Below are 23,108 nucleotides of genomic sequence, written 5' to 3'. Positions count from 1 at the left end.
GATACTTCGCGTCGCAGCGACCTGCTTGTGAGAGCAATCGCTTTTGCCCAACGCGTACACGATGCCCCGGTGCTCCTGCCTTCTATCTACTATTAGACCCACGACCTCTTCCACGCGGTCAAGTCATACGTTCCCGTAACTCAGACATTGGCAAAAAACACATGCGAAACCCTGTTATTGTCGACGCCATCCGCACGCCCATGGGCCGCGGCAAAGCGGACGGCGCACTCTCCACCGTGCATCCCACCGACCTGTTAGCCGGACTCTTCAAGACGCTTCTGACGCGCCACGATATCGATCCGTCTACAGTGGATGATGTCATCGTCGGCTGCGTGAGCCAGGTCGGCGAGCAATCCGGCGCGCCGGGCCGCCTAGCCTGGCTAGGCGCCGGCCTGCCTGAGTCGGTGCCATCGACCACGATCGACCGCCGTTGCGGCTCGAGCCAGCAGGCGGTGCACTTCGCGGCGCAGGGAATCGCCGCGGGCGCGTACGACATCGTCGTGGCCGGCGGCATCGAGTCGATGAGCCGCGTACCGATGTTCAGCGCGCGCATCGGTCAGGACCCGCTCGGTGCCACCATCTACCAGCGTTACGAAGGTGGCCTCATTCCTCAGGGCATCGCCGCCGAGCGCATCGCCGCGCGCTGGGGAATTTCCCGCGAGTCGATGGACGCCTACGCTGCTGAATCGCATAAGCGCGCGGCAGCCGCTCGCGATGGGGGCAATTTCGCCTCCGAGATTGTGCCCGTGACTCTGACCGACGGCGTCCAGGTGCGTCACGACGACACAATCCGCGACACGACCACCGCGGACGGGCTTGCCAAGCTCAAGGCGTCGTTCTTCGACGAAAAATGGCTTGGGCGCTATCCGGAAATCCAGTGGGGCGTGAGCGCCGGCAACTCGTCGCAACTGTGCGACGGCGCGTCCGCTCTACTCATCATGAGTGAGGACACCGCACGGCGCCTAAACCTGACTCCACGCGCGCGTTTCGTCGCGTTCGATGTAGTCGGCGACGACCCATTGATGATGCTCACCGCGCCGATCCCCTCAACCCGCCGCGTGCTTAAAAAGGCCGGGCTGCAGGCCAGGGACATCGACCACTTCGAGGTCAATGAGGCTTTCGCCAGCGTGCCACTCGCGTGGCGGAAGGAGTTCGACGTCGACCCGGCTCGCCTCAATCCCCGGGGTGGTGCAATCGCGCTCGGCCATCCACTGGGGGCCTCAGGTGGCAGGCTGATGACTACCATGCTCCACGCATTGGAGCAGACCGGCGGCCGCTATGGCCTCCAAACCATGTGCGAGGCAGGTGGCCTGGCCAACGCAACCATCATCGAACGGCTCTGAGCGGGACAAAACAATATGAACATCACCGGAAATTCCGCAGTCGTCACCGGGGGAGCCTCGGGGCTCGGCCGCGCCACGGTCGAGAAGCTGCTGTCGCTGGGAGCTAACGTCGTCATTGCCGATCTGCCTACCTCCTCGGGGGCTGAGGTGGCAAAGGAACTGGGCGCCGCGTGCCGGTTCGTGCCGGCGGACGTCACGAGCGAGGAGCAGATGACGACCGTGTTCGCCGCGGCAAGCGAATTCGGCCCCCTACGTGCCACCGTGCACTGCGCCGGTCGCGGCGGCCCGCTGCGAGTAGTCGACAAGGAAGGCATTCCCGGGTCGCTGGACCACTACGAGATGGTAGTGCGCGTCAACTTGGTCGGCACATTCAACGTGCTGCGCCTCGCGGCGGCTGAAATGGCCAGGGTCGAAGAGCTGGAGGGAGAACGTGGAGTAGTGATCCTCACCTCGTCGGTAGCCGCCTTCGAAGGCCAGATCGGCCAGATCCCCTACGCGTCCGCCAAGGCCGGCATCGTCGGCATGACCATCGTCGCCGCACGCGACCTTGCGAGCCGCAAGATCCGCGTGTGCACCATTGCGCCAGGAACCTTCGATACACCGATCCTCGCACGTGTGTCACCCGAAGCGCGCGAGGGACTCGCCAAGGCTGTGCCTCATCCGGCGCGCCTGGGGCACCCCTCTGAGTACGCCATGCTCGCCGCGCACATCATTGAGAACCCCATGCTCAACGGCGAGACGATCCGCCTTGATGGCGCCATCCGGATGCCTCCCCGTTGACGCCTGGCCTTTGCCCGCTAACAGCGGGCAGGTCGAACACAACTCGGCTCGGCCTCCTTCAACTGGTACAACATCCTGTAAATAGGCTTGATGAATGCTTGATGAATATCGGCCTGCAGCTATCGCTGCAGGAGCGTGACGACCACTCGCGCCATTTCGTCGAGTGTCGCGCTCCCAGGTGGAGGCTCCCAAGGCCCACTTCGACTCCGAAAGGCTGCGCCATAACCACTGTGGCTGCAATACGCATGCGGCATGGTGGTAGCAACCATTCGCCCGCGACCCTCGCTGCCCGTGCCCCAGTATAGGATATGCCGTTCGTCTGGTGCACTTGCGATCTCGGGATACTGGGTATCACGAGAGAGCGAGCACCCGATCCGGTTTGGCACCGCGGATGCTCAATGGACGGCCGTAATGGGCTTCTTGGATGGCACCTTTACCATGCCCATCGTCCTCGCGAACGCATTGTCACTCAGCCAACGGATAAGGCATACCAACTTCCCATAGCTACGAGCTGACCGACCGCGGCCACGAGCTCAAGCTTGCGCTTGACGGGAAAAATGCCCTTGCTCGGCGATGGTCGGATTTTAACGGTGGTATCAACGTTTTGACGAGCGTTATTCTCGATGACGAGCTTTGATTTAGATGATCAGTTAATACAATACGGCGAACAGCCGATTTCTAACTCGGACGACTTATCATCTTGCGACGATACTCTGGCGTTCTTCCGAAACAGGAAGGCTGTCTATCACCATTCCCACGCGTGGCTATCCAGAGATTGGAGAACGCGAACGGTGTCGTAATCTGTGCTGTGTTTTCTCGCCGACCCCAAACAGCACACGTCAGCGCGGCCAATCTGCAACTCCAGGATCCAAAAAGGGATGTTCGACCTTGGCGCGAATGCTCGCCTCCACGCGCTGAGATTTTTTCGTCTGCTTGCCGCTGCGCCAGAATGGTGACCGGCCCAGCCAACCACATCATTCGGATACCCGTTCCATCACCTGGTCGAGATCCGCTCGGCACAGTAACACCATCGGGCAATCGAACTTCGTCCACGGCCGCCCCCCCGACCAAAGGTCGTCCGGCGTCGATGAGCCGCTTAAAGTTCCTTGCTCATTTGGCTGGAGGTTAAGCACCGGTAGTAGCATTTTCCTGGGCTCAATTCGCCCTCCCCCGCAGCGCCTGGATGAATTCGCTCATCCCATACGCGCCGGACTATCGAGGAGGGCGTTGCCGTACTACTGCTTTGCGTAGGGGTTCTGGATATTAAAGATGCGCGCGGCGTTCAAGCCAAGAACCTTGGCGCGCTGCACATCCGTCATGAAGTCCATCTGCCGCTCGATACTGAGCTTCGAATGGGGAAACGTGCCCTCATGATGCGGATAGTCGCTCGACCAAAGAATGTTGTCCTCCAGACCGAGACTGATGAGATTCTTCAACGAATCCGGTTCTTCCAACGAAGACGCGAAGCAATTACTCTTGAAGTAAGTGCTCGGCAGCTCGGGGATCACCGGCCGAACCCACATGTGATGGGCCCGATAGGCGTGGTCCATCATATTGAGAACCCAGGGAATCCAGCCGATGCTGCTTTCGATGACGCCAGCCTTCAGCGCCGGGAAGCGTTCAAACACACCGGACGCGATGAGCGTAACCAGCGGGTCGATCCCCGAATTCATCGCAGCATGGAAGTTGATGATGGCGCCACCCTTTCCACCTACGGCACGCGGATCTTCGCCGTTGCCTACGTGGAATACCAGCGGGAGACCGGTTTCCTGAATCGCTGCCCACAGCGGTTCAAACATCTTGTCATTGTATTCCAGGCGGTTTCGCGGCTCGTCGATGCGATTGAACACCGGCCTGTTAGAGACCATTACGCCATGGAACCCGTTGGCAGCGGCCCACTGGACCTCCTTGATGGCATTCTCGACGTCCCCCGCCGCAATCATGGCCATCGGCATGATCCTATGAAACTCAGGCTTGAAGGTATCGAGGGCCCAGCGATTCCATGCACGCGTCATCGCGCCCGCCAATTCAACATCCGGTGTTGCAAAGGTCAAAATGCCTTTTTGAGGAAAAACAATTTCCGCGTCCACACCATCCTGTGCAGCGTGCTGCAGTCGCTGCTCTACGCTGCGGCCTGAGGCAGTACGCAGTACGTCCTCGTCTTCCATCCGATCCGAATAAGGCGCCAACACCTCGAAGCTCTCGAATTCCTCCGCCGTCGGCAAGAGATCTTTCCTATCCGATGGGATCCTGACCAACTGAGGAGGCCAGCCATCCGTGATAAGCCACTGCGTGCCATCGTCGTCGACGCGCACGTGGGGTAACCGTTCCTTGTACTTCGCGTCGACCCGGGACGACAGGAAGTCCAGTGGCTCGTTCGCGTGCGAATCTGCGCTCACAACGAAGTACTTATTGGCGTGCCCCGTCAGCAGACGTTCGCCCCAGCTCGTGGGCTCGCTTGGTTGCAAGCGCCATGCGTTCTTGCTGCTGGTTATATTCGACATAGAAACCTATCCTTATGAATGCTGCGCGAATTGCGCCCCAAGAGTTGTCGCCGCGATGGGTGAGTCAACCTTCGCACGGCTGATAGCAAGCATAAGCTGCGCCGGCAGGAGGGCCACTTCCGTCGACGCAAACGCTTTTGCCTCAGATCGCAATCTTTGCGCCTTCCGAGAGGGAGTTGGCGCCGGCGTGCTACCAAGCGCCGGCTAGCGGCAATTTCAGGGCCCTACTCATCTTCGCGTCGACGTAGCGGCCTTGGGTTCACAAGCCGAACCTTGTCCTGAGACGAAACTCACTTTGCCCGGTATGGACATCGCGAGCAGCGCGGTGGAGATCATCACTACACTGGCACTGAACTAACATCTTCGAACAAGAGGGGTAGCGGATCGTGGGCCGACTTCAAGGAAAGGTTGCCGTGGTGCTGGGTGCGTCGCAGCGGGGAGGCTCGGGGTGGGTTGTTTCACATCGGCTAGCCCAGGAGGGTGCACATGTAATTGTGGCCGCGCGCCGACAGGAGGCAATCGAAGAGCTCGCCGCGGAAATTGGGGGTACGGCCGTTCGATGCGATGCCTCAAGCGAGGCGGACATCGCGGGACTCGTGACTGCGGCGGTCGAGCAACGCGGCCACATCGACATCGCGGTGGCCGCGGTCGGACAGGGTTCGTTTGCCTCGATCGACGAGACCGGCGTGGAAAAACTGCTCGAAGCCCTGGCGGTCAACTTCGTCGGGCCATTCCAGTTCATCCGGTATGCCACACGGCACATGCCCGCCGGTGGCGTCGCAACGTTATTCTCCACCATCACATCTACCGACGTGCTGCCCGGCAGCGTCGCTTATTCATGCGCGAAGGGTGCACTCAATACGTTTGTACGCTATGCCGCCGTCGAATACGCTCCGCGTGGTATCCGAGTTAACGCCTTGAAGGCGGGCATCCTGGAGGGGCCCCAAGCGCGGCGGTGGCGAAGAGCCGGCATGTTCGATCGCTTCCTGCGCGAGGTGCCGCTGGGCGCAGCTGTCGATCCTAGCGAGCTGGCTAGCATGATCGTCTGGTTGGCGGCCGACGCAAAGTCGATCACCGGCGAGGTCATACATGTCGATGGCGGCAGCCATCTACGCCGCCAGCTCTTCCCTGACGAAATGTCGGAAAGCGGCCTCGCGTCAATGGGCCGGAGGCGGCCAAAAGATTGAGCTGGACCAAGTTACGGCCATGCCAGATGGCCGCTAGCCAAAGGCGGTGAGGCCGGATTCGAGGTGCCTATGGCGCTCGATCCTTGATGACACGCCGAGTAGGGCGAGCCCGCTGGAGGACGCCACGGGGCGACGCAGCAGCCTCCCTGGCGACACTACCTCGCTGCGAGCGGGTCTCGCGGAATTATCCCGATCGCGGATTGGGCAATCTCGATATCCCAAGTTCTTCGTTCTTCGCGTTCAAGCCGTCGATTTCGGACGGGTGGCTCAGGCGAGCCGGCTCAGCATGGTGGGATCGAATGGATAAGCCGCCTTGCCGGCTATTGCTTTGCACGCCCATTCAGGGTCGCCGAGTATCGCGCGACCCACCGCGACCAGATCGAACTCGCCGCGCTGGAAGCGGCTAACCACCCGATCCACGTTGTCCGCGGCAGCAACGCCATTTCCGCCGTCGTACATGCCCTTATTGATGCCGACTCCGCCGACCGCCATCGACAGCTTGCCGGTCAGCTTCTTCGCCCAGCCCGCGAGGCTGAGGTCGGAGTCCGGATAGGCGGCCTTGTCGAAGTAGCGCACGCTGGCGTCGAAAACGTCCACGCCCGCGTCGGCCAACGGTCCCAGCACTTCTTCGAGTTCCTGGGGCGTCGTCGCGAGCCGCGCGCGGAAATCCTGCTGCTTCCATTGAGAGAAGCGGAAAAAGATTGGTAAGTTGGACCCGATCGCTTGGCGGATGCGACTCACGATTTCCACCGCGAATGCGGTGCGCCGCACCCGATTGCCACCCCACCGGTCGTTGCGCAGGTTGCTTTCCTCCCACAGAAAGGTGTCGATCAGATAGCCGTGAGCACCGTGAATCGCGATGCCATCGAAGCCCGCGAGCATGGCATTGCGAGCGGAGCGGACGTAGGCCTCGATCACCTCTTCGATCTCGGACTCGCTCATCGGAGGCCCAATTCCCGGACTCGCCGGGATCTTCTCGGCGGCCACGGAGGACGTGCGGCCGAGTGGCCCCCAAATGCCGGACGGGCCCAGCGTCGGCGCATTTGGATTCGGCCCGGTACCAGGAAGACGCAGCACGCCCTGGTGCCATAGCTGAGGCACGATGCGACCGCCCGCAGCATGCACCGACTCGACGACCCGTCGCCACCCCGCGATCCGCACGTCCCCGTGCAGCGACGGGATATTGTCCTCGCCGAGACCGGCGTCGCCGAGCGCCGATGGGTGATCGATTCCAACTGCCTCGGTGAGGATGAGGCCGCAGCCGCCGGCCGCGCGGCGCGCGTAATAGTCCGCAACCTCAGCGGTCGGTATTCCGCCCGGACAGAAGCCGCGGGTCATCGGTGACATCACGATCCGGTTCGGAATCGTGAACGAGCGGATCGCAAGTGGTGCAGACAGGCTATGACGTGTCATGGTGTCGTGCCTTCAGAATGCACGTCCGTTAGAAGCGGCTTCAGCCTTGTCCGAACTGCGGCGCGCGCTTGGCGTGAAAGGCGCTGACCGCTTCGGCATGATCGGCAGTAGCGTGCGAAAGTGCTTGTGCAGCGGCCGAAAGCTCCAGGATGGTGGACAAGGAGGCGGTGCGCGCCTCGCGCAATAGCCGCTTGGTCATGCGCACCGCATGCGATGGGTTTCCCGCGATACGGCCAGCGATGGCCTTGGCCGCGGTAAGCAGTTCGGTGTCCTCGACAACTTGCGAGACCAGGCCGCAGGCCAGTGCGTCGCGCGCGTTGATCACGTCACCGGTGAAAGCCAGCTCGCAGGCCTTTGAGAAGCCGATGACGCGCGGCAGCAGCCAAGCGCCGCCATCACCAGGCACGATGCCGAGCTTGACGAAGCTTTCCGCGAAACGCGCGCTTTCACCCGCGATACGGATGTCGCACATGCACGCTAGATCACAGCCGGCACCAATCGCCGGGCCATTAACGGCCGCGATCACTGGGATTTCGATTTGCTCGAACAGCAGTGGCAGCCGCTGGATGCCGCGGCGGTAGTTCTGCCTGGTCTGGATCGGCCGGGCATCGACCAGACCGCCGCCCGGCTGCATCGAATGGATGTTGCCGCCGGTCGAGAACGCCGAGCCGGCGCCGGTCAGTATCACGACGCGCGCCCCAAGGTCCGCGTCCGCTGCTTCGATCGCGTCGCACAGCGCGTCGATCATCGAAGGGTCGGATATCGGGTTGCGCTGTTCGGGCCGATTCAGTGTCAGGGTCACGATTCCGTCAATCGAACCGCGCAGCAGGATGTCATTCATGGCTGAACTCCGTTCAGGGTAAAGAGCCTCAGACTCCCGTCCAGACCGGCTTGCGTTTCTCGGCAAAGGCGGTCGCGCCCTCCTTCGCATCGGCCGACTTGAATACCGACATGGTGTGCTCGTTCTGTCGGTCGAAGAGTTCGTCGCTGGACCAGTCCTGTGATTGCTGCATTACCCTCTTGCTCACGGCCACCGCCATCGGCCCATTCGCGGCGATGCTCGTGGCCAGCTCAAAGGCTGCCGCCAGCACTTGACCGACCGGAGCGATCCTGTTGATCAGACCGTAAGCGCGCAATTCCTGCGCCGAGATCGTATTGCCGGTCAGCGCAAGTTCCAGCGCCACGCGGTAGGGGAGTTGGCGCGGAAGCCGCACGAGCCCGCCCGCATTGGCGACTAGTCCGCGTTTGACTTCCGGCAGGCCGAATGTTGAGATCTCGGAGGCAACAATCAGGTCGCAGGCCAGTGCCATCTCAAAGCCGCCAGCAAGTGCGGGCCCTTCCACAGCAGCGATCAGCGGCTTAGAGATCTTTGCGTTGGTCAGACCCGCGAAGCCGCGCTCGTACGGCTTGACGTTCTCACCGCGCAGGAACGCCTTGAGGTCCATTCCCGCCGAGAAGGTGCCGCCGGCGCCAGTGAGGATCGCAACCTGGATGTCATCGCGTCGGTCGATCTGGTCGGTCGCATCGGCGATGGCAAGCGCCACTGCCGCATTGACAGCATTGCGGGCTTCCGGACGGTTGATCGTGATAGTGGCAATGCCGTCGGCCACCTCGAAGATTACTTCGGACATGGTTCGTTCTTCCTTAGCGTAGTGAAATGCAGATCGTCTCGTCGGTCAGCATCTGGTTATCAGTGATTTCCTGCGGCGGGACCAGGCCCCTGTGATACCAGGGCCGCAGACCGCTCAGTCACGGTCTGCTCGACGATGTCGTTCGCGACGATTCAGCCGAGCATCGAGACAGGCTTGTGCCGCGCTCGCCGGGATTGCAATTGCCGAACCGCGACCCCCAACTATTTCAGGCGTCATGCGCCGTTCACGGGCAGGGCTGGGGCCGACGGGGGAACGCCCACGCACTCTTGCCAATCCTCGCCGTGCCATGACGCAACCGCCGCTTACGGCTTCTTTGTGACCGGATCACGGGTGTCCCGCTGGTCGTACACAATCAATGCACTACACTTGTCTCGACGATCCTGAATACTGCTATCCCCCGCAGATAATGGATGCTGTCGACTCTATGCTGTACCGAGGCATCGGACTTTCCCCGGTCCGCATTCAATCTTGCTTGTGGCGGCGGTGCGCGATACCTCGGTGACGGTCGGTCCGGCCACATCTTCGCGAATCCCCATTCAGTTAGAAGCACTCCAAGCAGAAAACAGCCGCTCTATCGAGACAGAGGGAGGAGGCGGAGCAGCCGAAGCCATTGGTTCGTCCGCGGTACCGGGAGGTCCGTCAGCTGTTTGGTCGTCCTCGTTCCAAATAAAGGTGATTGCAAGACCGATGGCGGCCAACAGAGCAACGCGTAGGACGGCCGAGATGACCCGGCCATATCTGTGGGTTCGACGAAGTTTCATGATGTCTCCTGCTAGCGCGACGGCCTCTTCTGTTTTCACAGGCCGTTTTGGCTAACTATGTGTGGCTGGGCACAACGTCTTGATACAGAATGACAACGGCTTCTGAGCCTGCGCGACACGGTGGATGTCATCCCCTCATACGCCGCTAACAAAATCTTCGGCTGGCTTCTCACGGAAGAAGTCAGTAATCTCAATAGAAGGAGACTGATGACAGGTCCAATGCAACGTTCGACTATCGGCATTGCGATTCCGTGGGTTCGGAATCGCGGCGGCGTTGAGACCCGCTGTATCCATATGCTTGAGCACTGCCATAGCGCGTCACTGGGTGCCGTCGCGCGGACAGGTGTCGCTCCTTAGTGAATTCGAGGTTAGCCTCGGCGGCAAAGCTCTGGCTGAACTTGACTTCATATTCGTGATAGCCGGAGTTCTGGGAGCCGAGCTGCATTTCTCTTTGCCAGAACAGGGCCTTCTGCCTAACCGGCCTTCCGCCTCGCACTAGTCATTGCCCAATCCGGCTGGATGTAGACGATGGCGAGCAGCATGTGACCGGAGTACCTATCCAAACTACGCACGGGTATCTTGCACTAGTATTCCACGACGGCAGTCATGATCGTTGTGCGCCTGACAGCGGCGCACTGATTTGGTCTTGCGACCACACCGGATCTGTGGACTTATCGTATCTGCAGTGTCCTGAACGGGATTGTCCCCTGTTGCCATGAAAGTTATCTGCAACTGCAGCGCTCTTCACTCGATGCGACCAGGCGGCCACCAATACCGACAGTCTCACGATGAAGAATTGCTCCTACACTAACGACGGGTCGACCTGCGCCTGGTCCGGCGCGCCGGCCATCGCAGATTTTCCGCAATGCGGGTTTAGTTAAAAGGTGCTGGGAAACACACACGGTCATGGGCGGAATGCGCCTTTTTCTCCGGGCGGGCGAATCCGCGGCAGATAGTTCTCGACCGGACCGTGTCGACGAGTTGCACAATATCCGCCCACGTTTACACCTCATTTCCTTCCGCCTTTCACGCGACAGGCTGCCTCTGACATAAGCTCTTATAGCGCGATCAGATCAATGAAGATCTCATGAAGCCCGCACCCGACCCGGGCGCGATCTGGGTCCACGGCGAGTACCGTGCCGAAGTCGCGAAGTAGCTTCATGTGCCGACCAGCCCAGTGGAAGGACCTGAGATGGCCACTCTCACGGTTGCGCCAAACTAATTCGGCATCCCGCACCGTTGCGCTCCAGCAAACTCGCCAGAGGCGATAACGACAAGTGCTCCCGTGCTCAACTGGGGGCCCATCCGAGAGTAAACACTGACCTGCTGGCGTGGACTCCCTTTGCTCCTGTACATCATTGAAAGTCAATTCCGTATGCCGGCGTGGACGATGTCCTTCCCCTGTTTTCGACCGACAATGACGGCGAACGAATGCAGATGAATCGCGCACGTGGTGCCGATCTGCGTTCGCCACAGCCATCTCGGGCAACTTCGAAAGTGGGCTGTCTGAGCCTGTAAATTCCCAAAGCTCAAGGTATTTTCTCGGCAATGTCAACGAGGATGCGAGAGAGCGCCCGAGGCGCTAAAACTAGGCGGTCGACATCATCAGCTCTGATTGCCGAAGTGCGTCGCACGCGTGTCCTGGCCGAACGAGTTGCGCAGGTTGGCGCCTTACCCGGCAGTGCAGCCTATCGGCAGAATTTGGCAAGCCTCCTGAACGAGTGGATTACGCTCGCAAACGGACGTCAGCAGTTAATTCTCCTTGCATGTGCTGCGGAACAAGGGACGCTGGATCTGCATCACTTGGAACTAGGCCGACTTGCACTGATGGAAACGACAGATCCAGATTTGGGTGCTCTCTATTGGGCCAGCGTTCGACGCTGGACTTGCGCGCGCCCTTCTGTTAGTCCAAGAAATGATCAGAATGGCTTGCAAAACAGTCCCACTGCGGACCACTCTCGACTGTGCGATGACTGCCTGGAGCTCGAGCTTGACGCCAGGCGATTTTTGCCCCATGAGTATATGCAGCGCGGACTGGGTGGAGCACATCCTCAGCATGAGGTCACGCTCGCTACCTCGTGTTTCACTTGCCTCACTTGTCGCACCCGTTGGGTGCGACGGGCGCTGCAATCCGAGCATTTTGTCTCTTGGGCGGTGATGCGCATCTAGGACCCCTTATATCTTGAGTAACCTCAAAAAGCCCTTCCCCCCTCAAAGTTCGCAGTGGTATTGAACTCCGTCAGATCAATCCGAATTGCAATCCGTCTTGGGATTTCCAATCCGATTGTCCATTGGCGTTTGGAGGAAGGGGGTGACCAACTGCGGATCCCACAACAATCCGCACCCTGCGGTGGGGAATTCTGCGCAAAGCTGCGCGGATCTGCGGCCCGCCGAAAAGTTCGGTGTCCCTGCTGCACTGGACTATCACGCATTGCAACGCGTTACTTCCACAAGCAGGGCCGCTAGCATGGAACGCGAAACACCCCTAGCAGACTAGTTTCAAGGAGCTTCGTAGTATGCACATTGGCATCCCGCAAGAGACGCGAGCAGGTGAAACCCGTGTTGCCGCCACCCCGGAGACGGTCAAAAAGTACGTCGCCCTGGGCCATCAGGTCAGCGTCCAGTCGGGCGCCGGCGTTCGCGCCAGCGTGCCGGACTCGGCGTATGAGGCCGTCGGTGCCACCATTGGCACCGCGACGCAAGTCTTTGGCGCGCAGTTGGTGCTTAAGGTCCGCGCCCCCATGGATGCCGAGCTTGCTCTGATGAAGCCGGGCGCCGCGCTGGTCGGCATGCTCAATCCCTTTGATGCGGGGAACAAGGCGCGGATGGCCGAGGCCGGGATCGTTGCTTTTGCGCTAGAAGCCGCGCCGCGCACCACGCGCGCGCAGAGCATGGACGTGCTCTCTTCCCAGGCCAATATCGCCGGCTACAAGGCCGTGCTGGTCGCCGCGCATCATTACCAGCGCTTCATGCCCATGCTGATGACCGCCGCCGGCACCGTCAAGGCGGCCCGCGTGCTGATCCTCGGCGCCGGCGTGGCGGGCCTGCAGGCCATCGCTACCGCCAAGCGGCTGGGCGCGGTCATCGAAGCCTCCGACGTGCGTCCCGCCGTCAAGGAACAGATCGAATCGCTGGGCGCCAAATTCCTCGATGTGCCTTTCGTCACCGACGAAGAGCGCGAGATCGCGCAGGGCGTGGGCGGCTATGCCCGCCCCATGCCACCCGACTGGATGCGGCGCCAGGCCGAACTGGTGCACGAGCGTGCCAAGGCCGCCGACATCGTCATCACTACCGCGCTGATCCCGGGCCGCCAGGCGCCGGTGCTGCTCAAGGAAGAAACCGTGCAGGCGATGAAGCCGGGCTCGGTGGTGGTCGACCTCGCCGCGGCGCAGGGCGGCAACTGCCCGCTGACTGTGGCTGACGAAGTGGTGGAACGCCACGGTGTCACGCTGATCGGGCACACCAACCTGGCCAGCATGGTGGCGGCCGACGCGTCGGCGCTCTACGCACGCAATGTGCTTGACTTCCTCAAGCTGATCGTCAAGGACGACAGGCTGGTCGTCGACCAAGAGGACGACATCGTCGCGGCCTGCCTGATAAGCAAGGGTGCCGAAGTGGCGCCGGAACGATAAGAAACTGCAAAGGAACAGCTATGGAAGGCATCAACCACACGGTGATCAACCTGATCATCTTCGTGCTAGCGATCTACGTGGGCTACCACGTGGTCTGGACGGTGACGCCCGCCCTGCACACCCCGCTGATGGCCGTGACCAATGCGATCTCGGCCATCATCATCGTCGGCGCCATGCTGGCTGCCGGCCTGACCGAGGGCTCCGTGGGCCGCACCATGGGCACGCTGGCGGTCGCGCTCGCCGCGGTCAACGTGTTCGGTGGCTTCCTGGTGACGCAGCGCATGCTGGAGATGTTCAAGAAAAAGGAACCCAAGGCCAAGGCCGGCAAGGGTCATGAGGAGGGTGCCAAGTGAGCATGAACCTCGTCACCCTGCTCTATCTGCTCGCCTCGGTGTGTTTCATCCAGGCGCTCAAGGGCCTGTCCCATCCCGGCTCCGCGCGGCGCGGCAATGCCTTCGGCATGATCGGCATGGCCATCGCCGCGGTGACCACGCTGGTGCTGATCGCCAAGCTCAAGAACGAGTTCCTGGCCGTCGGCGCGGGCCAGTCGTCGGTCGCCGAAGGCATGGCGCTGATCTTCGGTGCGCTGGTGGTTGGCGGCGGCATCGGTGCCTACGTGGCAAGAAAGGTCGAGATGACCAAGATGCCCGAGCTGGTGGCCGCCATGCACTCGCTGATCGGTATGGCCGCGGTCTGCATCGCGGTGGCCGTGGTAGCCGAGCCGTCGGCATTCAGCATCACGCCGCCGGGCTCGCACGATATCCCGTTTGGCAACCGCATCGAGCTGTTCATCGGCTGCTTCGTCGGTGCCATCACCTTCTCCGGTTCGGTGATCGCCTTCGGCAAGCTGTCGGGCAAGTACAAGTTCCGCCTGTTCCAGGGCGCGCCGGTGTCTTTCGCCGGGCAGCATCTGCTGAACCTACTGCTGGCGGTGGCCATGATCGGCTTCGGCATCATCTTCTGCCTGTCGCAGGACTGGCTACCCTTCCTGCTGATGCTGGCGATCGCCTTCGTGCTGGGCGTGCTGATCATCATCCCGATCGGCGGCGCCGACATGCCGGTGGTGGTGTCGATGCTCAACTCGTACTCCGGCTGGGCCGCAGCGGGCATCGGCTTCTCGCTGAACAACCCGATGCTGATCATTGCCGGCTCGCTGGTGGGGTCCTCCGGCGCCATCCTGTCGTACATCATGTGCCGCGCGATGAACCGTTCGTTCTTCAACGTGCTGCTCGGCGGCTTTGGCGGCGCGCCCGCGGCGGCCGCTGCCGGCGGCCAGGCGCAGCGCAACGTCAAGTCCGGCTCGGCCGACGACGCGGCCTTCCTGATGGGCAATGCCGAGACCGTGATCATCGTCCCGGGCTACGGCCTGGCGGTGGCACGCGCGCAGCATGCGCTCAAGGAACTGACCGAGAAGCTGGTCGAGAAAGGCGTGACGGTGAAGTACGCCATCCACCCGGTGGCGGGCCGCATGCCGGGCCACATGAACGTGCTGCTGGCCGAAGCCGAGGTGCCCTACGACCAGGTCTTCGAAATGGAGGACATCAACAGCGAGTTCGGCCAGGCGGATGTGGTGCTGGTGCTGGGCGCCAACGACGTGGTCAACCCGGCCGCCAAGACCGATCCCGCCTCGCCGATTGCCGGCATGCCGATCCTGGAAGCCTACAAGGCCAAGACCATCATCGTGAACAAGCGCTCGATGGCCGCTGGCTACGCGGGCCTGGACAACGAGCTGTTCTACATGGACAAGACCATGATGGTGTTCGGCGACGCCAAGAAGGTGGTGGAAGACATGGGCAAGGCAGCCTGATCAAATTTCGACGAGTATCGCGAAGGCGACTGCTCTGGCCTCCCACCCCTCTCTCTCGCGACTGTCAACGGACAAGACTAGAACATGAAGCCCTTCCTCATCAAATCGATCCTGATCGCCAACCGTTCCGAGATCGCTATCCGCGTGATGCGTGCGGCGGCCGAAATGAACATCCGCACGGTGGCGATCTATTCCAAGGAGGATCGCCTGGCCCTGCATCGCTTCAAGGCGGACGAAAGCTATCTGGTTGGCGAAGGAAAAAGGCCGCTGGAGGCGTACCTGGACATCGAGGACGTGCTGCGCATCGCCAGGCAAACCGGGGTGGATGCCATCCATCCCGGGTACGGCTTTCTTTCAGAGAATCCCGACTTTGCTCAGGCGGTGATCGACGCTGGCATCCGCTGGATCGGGCCTTCGCCTGAGGTGATGCGCACGCTCGGCAACAAGGTCGCCGCGCGCAACGCTGCCGTCGCCGCCGGCGTGCCGGTGATGCCAGCCACGGCGCCGCTCCCGGCCGACCTCGACGCCTGCAAGCGCATGGCCGCGCAAGTCGGCTATCCCCTGATGCTCAAGGCCAGCTGGGGCGGCGGCGGGCGCGGCATGCGCGTGCTGGAGAACGAACAGGATCTGGAGGCCTCGCTGCCGGTGGCACGCCGTGAGGCGCTGGCTGCCTTTGGCAACGACGAGGTCTATGTGGAAAAGCTAGTGCGCAACGCGCGCCATGTAGAGGTGCAAATCCTCGGCGACAGCCACGGCGAGGTCGTGCACCTCTTTGAGCGCGACTGCACGGTACAGCGACGCAACCAGAAAGTCGTCGAACGTGCACCTGCACCCTACCTTGACCCGGCCGGGCGTCAGGCGCTGTGCAACGCCGCGCTCAAACTGATGCGGGCGGTCGGCTACACCCATGCCGGCACCGTCGAGTTCCTGATGGATGCCGATAGCGGCCGGTTCTACTTCATCGAGGTCAATCCCCGCATCCAGGTGGAGCACACCGTCACCGAGATGGTCACGGGCGTGGACATCGTCAAGGCCCAGATCCGTATTACCGAAGGCGGGCGGATCGGCCGCATCGAAGACGAGTTCGACAGCGCGGCGAATGTGGCCATGCGTGCCGCCGGCGTGCCAGATCAAGAGCACATCGCCCTGAACGGTCATGCCGTGCAGTGCCGCATTACCAGCGAAGATCCGGAAAATGGGTTTCTCCCGGACTATGGGCAGCTGAGCGCCTACCGCAGCGCGTCCGGATTCGGGGTTCGCCTGGATGCCGGCACCGCCTATGGCGGCGCGATCATCACGCCCTACTACGATTCCTTGCTGGTCAAGGTCACCGCCTGGGCCCCCACCGCCGCCGAGTCGATTCGACGCATGGACCGCGCCCTGCGCGAATTCCGCATTCGCGGGGTGGCATCGAACCTGCAGTTCCTGGAGAACGTGATCAATCACCAGGACTTTGCCAGTGGCAAAGTCACGACCCGCTTTATCGACAACACACCCGAGCTGTTCGCGTTTGCCAAGCGACACGACCGCGCCACTCGGCTGCTGCGCTATCTCGGCGATGTGGCTGTCAACGGGAACCCGGAAGTCGCAGGCCGGGCGTTGCCGCCACTGCCGTTGCCCAGGCCGGTGCTACCCCGTATGGAGGTGAGCGCGCCTGCGCCGCCGGGCACTCGCGACCGCCTGCTTGCAATGGGCGCAGACAAGTTCGCGCAGTGGATGCTGGAGCAAAAGCAGGTACTGCTGACCGACACCACGATGCGCGATGCGCACCAGTCTCTGTTCGCCACCCGCATGCGTACCGCCGACATGCTGCCGATCGCGCCCTTCTATGCGCGAGAACTGTCGCAACTGTTCTCGCTGGAATGCTGGGGTGGCGCGACATTCGACGTGGCGCTGCGCTTCCTGAAGGAGGATCCGTGGCAGCGGCTGGCCCAACTGCGCGCAGCCGTGCCCAACGTCATGCTCCAGATGCTGCTGCGCGGCTCCAATGCGGTCGGCTACACAAACTATGCCGACAACGTGGTGCGCTTCTTCGTGAAACAGGCAGCCAGTGGCGGCGTGGACCTGTTCCGCGTGTTCGACTCGCTCAACTGGGTGGAGAACATGCGCGTGGCCATCGACGCTGTGCGGGAGAATGGTGCCCTGTGCGAAGGCGCGATTTGCTACACGGGAGATCTCTTCGATGGCGCCCGCGCGAAGTACGACCTCAAATACTATGTCGGCATCGCCCGCGAATTGCAACGGGCCGGCGTGCACGTGCTCGGCGTCAAGGATATGGCGGGCATCTGCCGGCCACGCGCCGCTGCCGCACTGGTCAAGGCAATCAAGGAGGAAACCGGTCTGCCCGTGCACTTTCATACGCACGACACCAGCGGCATCTCGGCAGCCTCCGCACTGGCGGCCATCGAGGCCGGCTGCGATGCGGTGGACGGCGCGCTCGATGCCATGAGTGGCCTCACCTCACAGCCCAACCTGTCGAGCATCGCCGCGGCCCTGGCCGGCACGGAGCGCGATCCCGGCCTCAACGCCGACCGGCTGCACGAGGCCTCAATGTACTGGGAGGGCGTGCGGCGCTACTACGCACCCTTCGAGTCCGATATCCGCGCCGGCACGGCGGACGTCTACCGCCATGAAATGCCGGGCGGCCAATACACCAATCTGCGAGAACAAGCCCGCTCGCTTGGCATCGAGCATCGCTGGACCGAGATTTCCCGCGCCTATGCGGACGTCAACCGCATGTTCGGCGACATCGTCAAGGTCACGCCAACCTCGAAGGTGGTGGGTGACATGGCGCTAGTGATGGTGACCAACGATCTCAGCGCGGCCGATGTCTGCAACAACGCCAAGGAAGTGGCTTTCCCGGAATCCGTGGTCTCGCTGTTCAAGGGAGAGCTGGGCTTCCCGCCGGACGGCTTCCCTGCCGCGCTGTCGCGCCGGGTATTGAAATCGGAGCCGCCGGCGCCTTACCGCCCCGGCGACCAGATTGCTCCGGTCGACCTGGAGCAAGCCAGGGCGCAAGCCGAGACGGACTGCGGGCGCCAGTTCGACGACCAGCAACTCGCCTCCTACCTGATGTATCCCAAGGTAACGAAGGAGTACTTCGAACACCGGCGCAGCTACGGCGACACTTCCGCCCTGCCGACCTCGGCATTCTTCTACGGCTTGCAGCCTCAGCAGGAGATCGGCGTCGACATCGCACCGGGAAAGACACTGCTGATCGCGCTGCAGAGCGTGCAGCCGGACAAGGAGGAAGGCATCTTCAAGGTCCAGTTCGAGCTCAATGGCCAGTCACGCATGGCGCGCATCGAGAAGCGCGGCGCACAACGGACCGCCCAAGCCCGTCCGCTGGCGGATGCCGCGAACCCGCTGCACGTGGCCGCGCCCATGCCGGGTGCCGTGGTCACGGTTGCAGTCAAAGCGGGCCAACGAGTATCGGCTGGCAGCACCCTGGCATCTCTGGAGGCCATGAAAATGGAAACTCACCTGACCGCGGAGTTCGACTGCGAGATCGAAGCTGTCTATGTCGTCCCCGGCGATCGTGTAGCAGCTAAGGAGTTGCTGGTGGCGTTGCGGCGCAAAACGTAAGAAAAGACGCCCGATGTGTCGACCTAGGTGCTTTGGAACCTCGCTCAGCAACCCTTTACAGCAGCAAGCACGCAGGCCTTAGTTCAGCTGAGCAAGGCGTTTTCGATAGTCACTTCTTTGCGCACTTCGTCGATCTCGCGCTAGAAGTATTTACGTCAGCGGCAAGGCTGGGCGCGAGTCGAGAGGCGAGAGCTGCCGCGCGCTGGTTTGCCAGGTACCTTACCAGCGCGCTCATCAGACCCACCTTGGCATGTGATACATCGTTATCGGTCGTCGCCGCTGGGGGGAGAGTAGCCAGAAAGCGAACGCGTTCTGCGTTTGCAATTGCGTCGCGATACCTTTCAGCAAAAATCGCAATAGATTGATTGAGGTCCATTTGGGCAGTCACCATCGCGTGAAAATCTCCCGGCGCTGCGTATCTGAGCGTTCCATAGAACTTCGATTCCGCACAGCCATTTGCGCGAAGAAGCTCATGTCGAGCGATCCTGGTCGCCTGCAAAAATGCGATCTCTGCGTGCTCCATCCCGTTAGGCTGAGTCTCCGTGGCCGCTGTGTCATCAGAGGATACTTTCATACATACACCCATCCATGCTGCATAGATAGAGTATCGATGGTCTCTCCCTGCGCACGAACCCCCTTTTTGAGGGGGCTTCCTTGTCGAGCATGCAACACACGATAGGATGGTCGGATCTCGCTTGATACTCTGTCGAACGTCTTTGCTTCGAATGCCACGCTCGGAACTGGTGTGAGCGCATCTCCGTTGCCATGGGATGTGGGGCTTCACTGGCTGCGCCATGCCGCAGCGTTGCATTGACAAGCCGGCAGGTCGACCTGCGCTTCATGTGGGACAACTTCTGGCATGCCTCGGTTTCCAGACTGGGGCTCTTCAGCAACGAAGGCGGATACTCGCCACCAGGCCTGTCGTACGTATGGGCGGCTCATGACCTACAGAAGTGCTTTGAAATTTGAGATCTGTTCGTCTGGTTTCACAACCCCGCCAGATTCGCAGTGCAGCCGATCATCGCGGTAGGCCGCCTGGCACCCCTATTGAGGCCGAACGCCATGCCGGTGTAACACACCGGGGTATGGAGATTCTCGGCACCTTTTACAAAAAGCGGAAACTGACGCTGCCGATCCGGCGACGATGGCGAACGGAAATCCGCCGCCCCACCAAGGGTGCTGTGGATTGAGGGGCGGTGAGTGGTTACCCCACCGCCGCCGGGCCGCGCGTGCATGCCTGCGGCCCTTCGTTGCTTGTCAGCCTAGCCAGCCCTTGATGGTTGCCGCCATGACGTTGGTCGAGATGCCGTAGCGATCGTGCAACGTGGGCAGTGCGCCAGCGTCGAGGAACGCGTCCGGAAGGCCAATCTGCCGGAATGGCGCGCTGACGCCCGCGCGCATCAACGCCGCCGCCACGCCTTCGCCAAGACCACCGATCACCGTGTGGTTCTCGGCAACGACGACCAGCCGGCCGGAGCGCCTTGCCTCGCGCACGATGGTCTCGGTGTCCAGGGGCTTGATCGTCGGCACGTGCAGCACAGCCGCGCCGATGCGATCCGCCTCCAGCGCCTTGGCCACTTCGAGCGCGCGCATGGTCATGATGCCCGACGAGATCACGAGTACCTCCGCGCCGTCGCGCAGCAGCTTTGCCTTGCCAAGCTCAAAGCGATAGTCGTATTCGTCCAGCACCACGGGCACGTTGCCGCGCAGCAGCCGCGCATAGACTGGGCCGCGATGGGCCGCGATGGCCGGCACCATCTGCTCGATGTCCAGCGCGTCGCACGGATCGATGACGGTCATGTTCGGCATCGCGCGCATCAACGCCAGGTCCTCGGCGGCCTGATGGCTTGGGCCGTAGCCTGTCGTCAGGCCGGGCAGCGCACACACGATCTTCACATCCAGGTTGTCTTCGGCAATGGCCTGGTGCATGAAGTCATAGGCGCGGCGCGTGGCAAAGACCGCGTACGTGGTGACAAAGGGCTGTGCCCCCTCGTGCGCCAGGCCGGCGGCTGCGCCCATCAGCAGCTGCTCGGCCATGCCCATCTGGTAGTAGCGTTCCGGGAACGCCTTGGCAAAGAGATGCAGGTCGGTGTATTTGCCGAGGTCGGCCGTCATGCCGATCACGTCGGGCTTGTTGCGGGCCAGTTCCACCAGCGCATGTCCGAACGGGGCAGGGCGCGTCGCCTGGCCTTCTCCGGCAATCGAGGCGATCATCGCCGACGTCTTCAGTCTCGGCTTGGTCAAGGTTGCGTTGCTCATGCTTGTCTCCCGGCTTCCAGTGCTTCCAGCGCGAGCTGCCACTCGTGGGCGTCGACGCGGATAAAGTGGTTCTTCTCGCGTTGCTCCAGGAAGGGAACGCCGCAACCCATGCGTGTATCGCAAACAATGATGCGGGGCTGCGCGCCCGGATGCGACCGCGCCGCATCGAACGCAGCCGCTACCGCTGCGATATCGTTGCCATCCACGCGCTGCGTGAACCAGCCGAACGCCTCCAGCTTTTCCACCAGCGGCTCGAACGCCATGATCTGCGTCGATGGCCCGTCGGCCTGCTGGTTGTTGACGTCGACAATCGCGATCAGGTTGTCCAGCTTCCAGTGGCTGGCGGACATGATCCCTTCCCAGATCGCGCCTTCATCCAGTTCGCCATCAGAGAACAGCGTATAGACAAAGGCATCGGAGCCCTTGCGCTTGAGGCCCAGGCAGCGGCCAACGGCAATCGTCAGGCCTTGTCCCAGCGAGCCGCCGGACATTTCCATGCCAGGCGTGTAACTTGCCATGCCTGACATCGGCAGGCGGCTATCGTCGCTGCCATACGTCTCCAGCTCGTCCGCAGGCAGGATGCCTGCTTCGAACAACGCGGCATACAAGGCGATGGCGTAGTGCCCGTTGGACAGGAGGAAGCGATCTCGCCCCTCCCACTCGGGGTCTTCCGGACGGTACTTCATGGCGCCGAAGTACGCGACGGCCAGGACGTCGGCAATGTCGAGTGCTTGCCCGATATAGCCCTGGCCCTGCACTTCGCCCATCAACAGGGCATTCCTGCGGATGCGATAGGCGCGCTCTGGCAATGGCACGGACGCTGCGGATGAGGATGAATGCATGTTCGTCTCCTGCGTGTATCTGATGGTCAAGGGAATGAGAAATCTCAGCGGTTGACTGCCTTCGCCGGGACAAGGAAGACAAGTAATGCGCCGAGCACGATGGCAACCGAGATGAAGATCAGGCCGGCCGTCGATTTCCCGGTCAGATCGTTGAGCCAGCCGACGATGGCCGGGGAAAAGAACCCTGCGAGGTTGGCAACGCAGTTGACGGCGGCAATCCCGGCCGCTGCCGACATGCCACCCAGTAAAGCGGTGGGCAACGCCCAGAACTGCGACGACGACGTCAGGATGCCCGCCGCCGCGATGCTTAGGCAGACGATCGAAGCGCCGACGCCACCAAGCAAAGGGAGCGTCGCAAAGCCCGCCGCCGCCACCAGCATGGGGATCGCCAAGTGCAGGCGCCGCTCGCGATGGTGGTCCGCGCTCATGCCGACCAGCGGCAACGCAACGATCGCGCACAGGTATGGCAGGGCGGTGAGGATGCCCACCCACAAAGGATCGGCGACACCAGCCTTCCGGATGATGGTCGGCAACCAGAACGTCAGGCCATACTGTCCGAGCACGACGCAGAAGTAGATGGCCGCCATCAGCCAGAGCCGGCGATCGGCGATGAACGCGCGAATCGACACGTGCGAGACCTTCTGGGCGTTGTCGCCAGCGACGTTGCGCGCAAGCAGCGCCTTCTCCGCTTCGGTGAGCCACTTCGCACTCTGGATGCCGTTGTCCAGGTAGAGCAGGATGGCAATGCCGAGAATGAGCGATGGCAGCGCCTCCAGCATGAACAGCCACTTCCACCCGGCCAGGTCCAGCGCGCCGTGGAACGCGTGCATGATGTAACCGGAAAGCGGCCCGCCAACGATGCCCGCCAACGGAATCGCCATGAAGAACATCGATAGCGCCTTGGCCCGTCGTTCCGATGGGAACCAGTAGGTCATGTAAAGGATGACACCCGGCGCGAATCCGGCCTCCGCCACGCCGAGCAGGAAACGCAACACGTAGAAGGAAGTGGGGCTGCTGACAAAAGCAAAGCTCGCCGAAATGACGGCCCACGTCAGCATGATGCGCGCGAGCCAGTTGCGCGCACCCACCTTGTGCAGGATCATGTTGCTCGGGACTTCGAAGAGGAAATAGCCAAGAAAGAAGATGCCGGCGCCGAGGCCATAGATCGTTTCGCTAAAGCGCAGGTCATTGAGCATCTGCAGCTTGGCGAATCCCACGTTGACCCGGTCCAGGTAGGCGCCAAGGTAGCAAAGCATCAGGAACGGTATCAGGCGCCGTACCACTTTTGCGTAGGTTCTGGATTCAAAGGTGGCGGCATCCGCGTGCGCCATCACATCGCCCGC

General features: G+C 61.9%; 15 protein-coding genes. 7 read left to right on the top strand and 8 right to left on the bottom strand.

What is annotated here, in order from left to right; translation table 11 throughout:
- Nucleotides 1–161: 161 nt before the first annotated feature.
- Both AC1RQK_RS38860 and AC1RQK_RS38855 read left to right on the top strand, forming a co-directional pair.
- Nucleotides 162–1,343 (top strand): thiolase family protein, encoded by a 1,182-nt coding sequence (locus AC1RQK_RS38860; RefSeq protein ID WP_492814839.1) that lies wholly within the window; start codon nucleotides 162–164, stop codon nucleotides 1,341–1,343.
- A 15-nt stretch (nucleotides 1,344–1,358) separates the two neighbouring features.
- Nucleotides 1,359–2,123 carry an SDR family NAD(P)-dependent oxidoreductase gene (locus tag AC1RQK_RS38855; protein ID WP_492814837.1) on the top strand — a complete coding sequence of 255 codons (765 nt, stop codon included), beginning with the start codon at nucleotides 1,359–1,361 and terminating at the stop codon, nucleotides 2,121–2,123.
- A gap of 1,235 nt (nucleotides 2,124–3,358) precedes the next feature.
- Here AC1RQK_RS38855 and AC1RQK_RS38850 read toward each other — a convergent pair.
- Complete coding sequence (locus tag AC1RQK_RS38850; protein WP_492814835.1) at nucleotides 3,359–4,627, bottom strand: amidohydrolase family protein; 1,269 nt, start codon at nucleotides 4,625–4,627, stop codon at nucleotides 3,359–3,361.
- A gap of 386 nt (nucleotides 4,628–5,013) precedes the next feature.
- Between AC1RQK_RS38850 and AC1RQK_RS38845 the strand changes: the two genes are divergently transcribed.
- On the top strand, nucleotides 5,014–5,814 hold the full coding sequence (locus AC1RQK_RS38845) for an SDR family NAD(P)-dependent oxidoreductase (RefSeq protein WP_492814833.1): 801 nt from the start codon (nucleotides 5,014–5,016) through the stop codon (nucleotides 5,812–5,814).
- Nucleotides 5,815–6,081: 267 nt separating this feature from the next.
- On the opposite strand, the gene AC1RQK_RS38840 is transcribed toward AC1RQK_RS38845, so the two are convergent.
- Genes AC1RQK_RS38840 through AC1RQK_RS38830 form a run of 3 tightly spaced genes read right to left on the bottom strand, consistent with a single transcriptional unit; the run spans nucleotide 6,082 to nucleotide 8,858 of the window.
- Nucleotides 6,082–7,227, bottom strand: coding sequence for an NADH:flavin oxidoreductase (locus tag AC1RQK_RS38840; protein WP_492814831.1), 1,146 nt, complete (start codon nucleotides 7,225–7,227; stop codon nucleotides 6,082–6,084).
- A 40-nt stretch (nucleotides 7,228–7,267) separates the two neighbouring features.
- Nucleotides 7,268–8,068, bottom strand: coding sequence for a crotonase/enoyl-CoA hydratase family protein (locus AC1RQK_RS38835; RefSeq protein WP_492814829.1), 801 nt, complete (start codon nucleotides 8,066–8,068; stop codon nucleotides 7,268–7,270).
- Nucleotides 8,069–8,096: 28 nt separating this feature from the next.
- A complete protein-coding gene (locus AC1RQK_RS38830) occupies nucleotides 8,097–8,858 on the bottom strand; it encodes a crotonase/enoyl-CoA hydratase family protein (protein ID WP_492814827.1) in 762 nt (253 codons plus the stop codon).
- A gap of 3,298 nt (nucleotides 8,859–12,156) precedes the next feature.
- Between AC1RQK_RS38830 and AC1RQK_RS38825 the strand changes: the two genes are divergently transcribed.
- From AC1RQK_RS38825 to AC1RQK_RS38810, 4 genes are all read left to right on the top strand, one after another.
- Nucleotides 12,157–13,272 (top strand): Re/Si-specific NAD(P)(+) transhydrogenase subunit alpha, encoded by a 1,116-nt coding sequence (locus AC1RQK_RS38825; RefSeq protein WP_492814825.1) that lies wholly within the window; start codon nucleotides 12,157–12,159, stop codon nucleotides 13,270–13,272.
- Between the two features lie 20 nt (nucleotides 13,273–13,292).
- Complete coding sequence (locus AC1RQK_RS38820) at nucleotides 13,293–13,625, top strand: NAD(P) transhydrogenase subunit alpha part 2 (RefSeq protein ID WP_492814823.1); 333 nt, start codon at nucleotides 13,293–13,295, stop codon at nucleotides 13,623–13,625.
- Nucleotides 13,626–13,627: 2 nt separating this feature from the next.
- The gene (locus AC1RQK_RS38815) at nucleotides 13,628–15,079 is read left to right on the top strand and encodes an NAD(P)(+) transhydrogenase (Re/Si-specific) subunit beta (RefSeq protein WP_492814821.1); all 1,452 of its coding nucleotides are present in this window, start codon (nucleotides 13,628–13,630) and stop codon (nucleotides 15,077–15,079) included.
- Between the two features lie 84 nt (nucleotides 15,080–15,163).
- The gene (locus AC1RQK_RS38810; protein WP_492814820.1) at nucleotides 15,164–18,664 is read left to right on the top strand and encodes a pyruvate carboxylase; all 3,501 of its coding nucleotides are present in this window, start codon (nucleotides 15,164–15,166) and stop codon (nucleotides 18,662–18,664) included.
- 109 nt (nucleotides 18,665–18,773) lie between these two features.
- Here the strand turns inward: AC1RQK_RS38810 and AC1RQK_RS38805 are convergent, their stop codons facing one another.
- From AC1RQK_RS38805 to AC1RQK_RS38790, 4 genes are all read right to left on the bottom strand, one after another.
- On the bottom strand, nucleotides 18,774–19,238 hold the full coding sequence (locus AC1RQK_RS38805; protein WP_492814818.1) for a hypothetical protein: 465 nt from the start codon (nucleotides 19,236–19,238) through the stop codon (nucleotides 18,774–18,776).
- A gap of 683 nt (nucleotides 19,239–19,921) precedes the next feature.
- Nucleotides 19,922–20,923 (bottom strand): transketolase family protein, encoded by a 1,002-nt coding sequence (locus tag AC1RQK_RS38800; protein ID WP_492814816.1) that lies wholly within the window; start codon nucleotides 20,921–20,923, stop codon nucleotides 19,922–19,924.
- Nucleotides 20,920–21,765: a transketolase gene (locus AC1RQK_RS38795; protein ID WP_492814814.1), complete on the bottom strand. Its 846-nt coding sequence runs from the start codon at nucleotides 21,763–21,765 to the stop codon at nucleotides 20,920–20,922. The genes AC1RQK_RS38800 and AC1RQK_RS38795 overlap by 4 nt, the downstream gene beginning before the upstream one ends.
- A gap of 44 nt (nucleotides 21,766–21,809) precedes the next feature.
- Nucleotides 21,810–23,096, bottom strand: a complete 1,287-nt coding sequence (locus AC1RQK_RS38790) for an MFS transporter (protein ID WP_492814869.1) — start codon at nucleotides 23,094–23,096, stop codon at nucleotides 21,810–21,812.
- Nucleotides 23,097–23,108: the final 12 nt, after the last annotated feature.

The sequence above is a fragment of the Cupriavidus sp. GW822-FHT02D05 genome (assembly GCF_058802485.1).
Note: the sequence above shows the minus strand (reverse complement) of the source record. Positions and strands in the feature narration are given on the sequence as shown.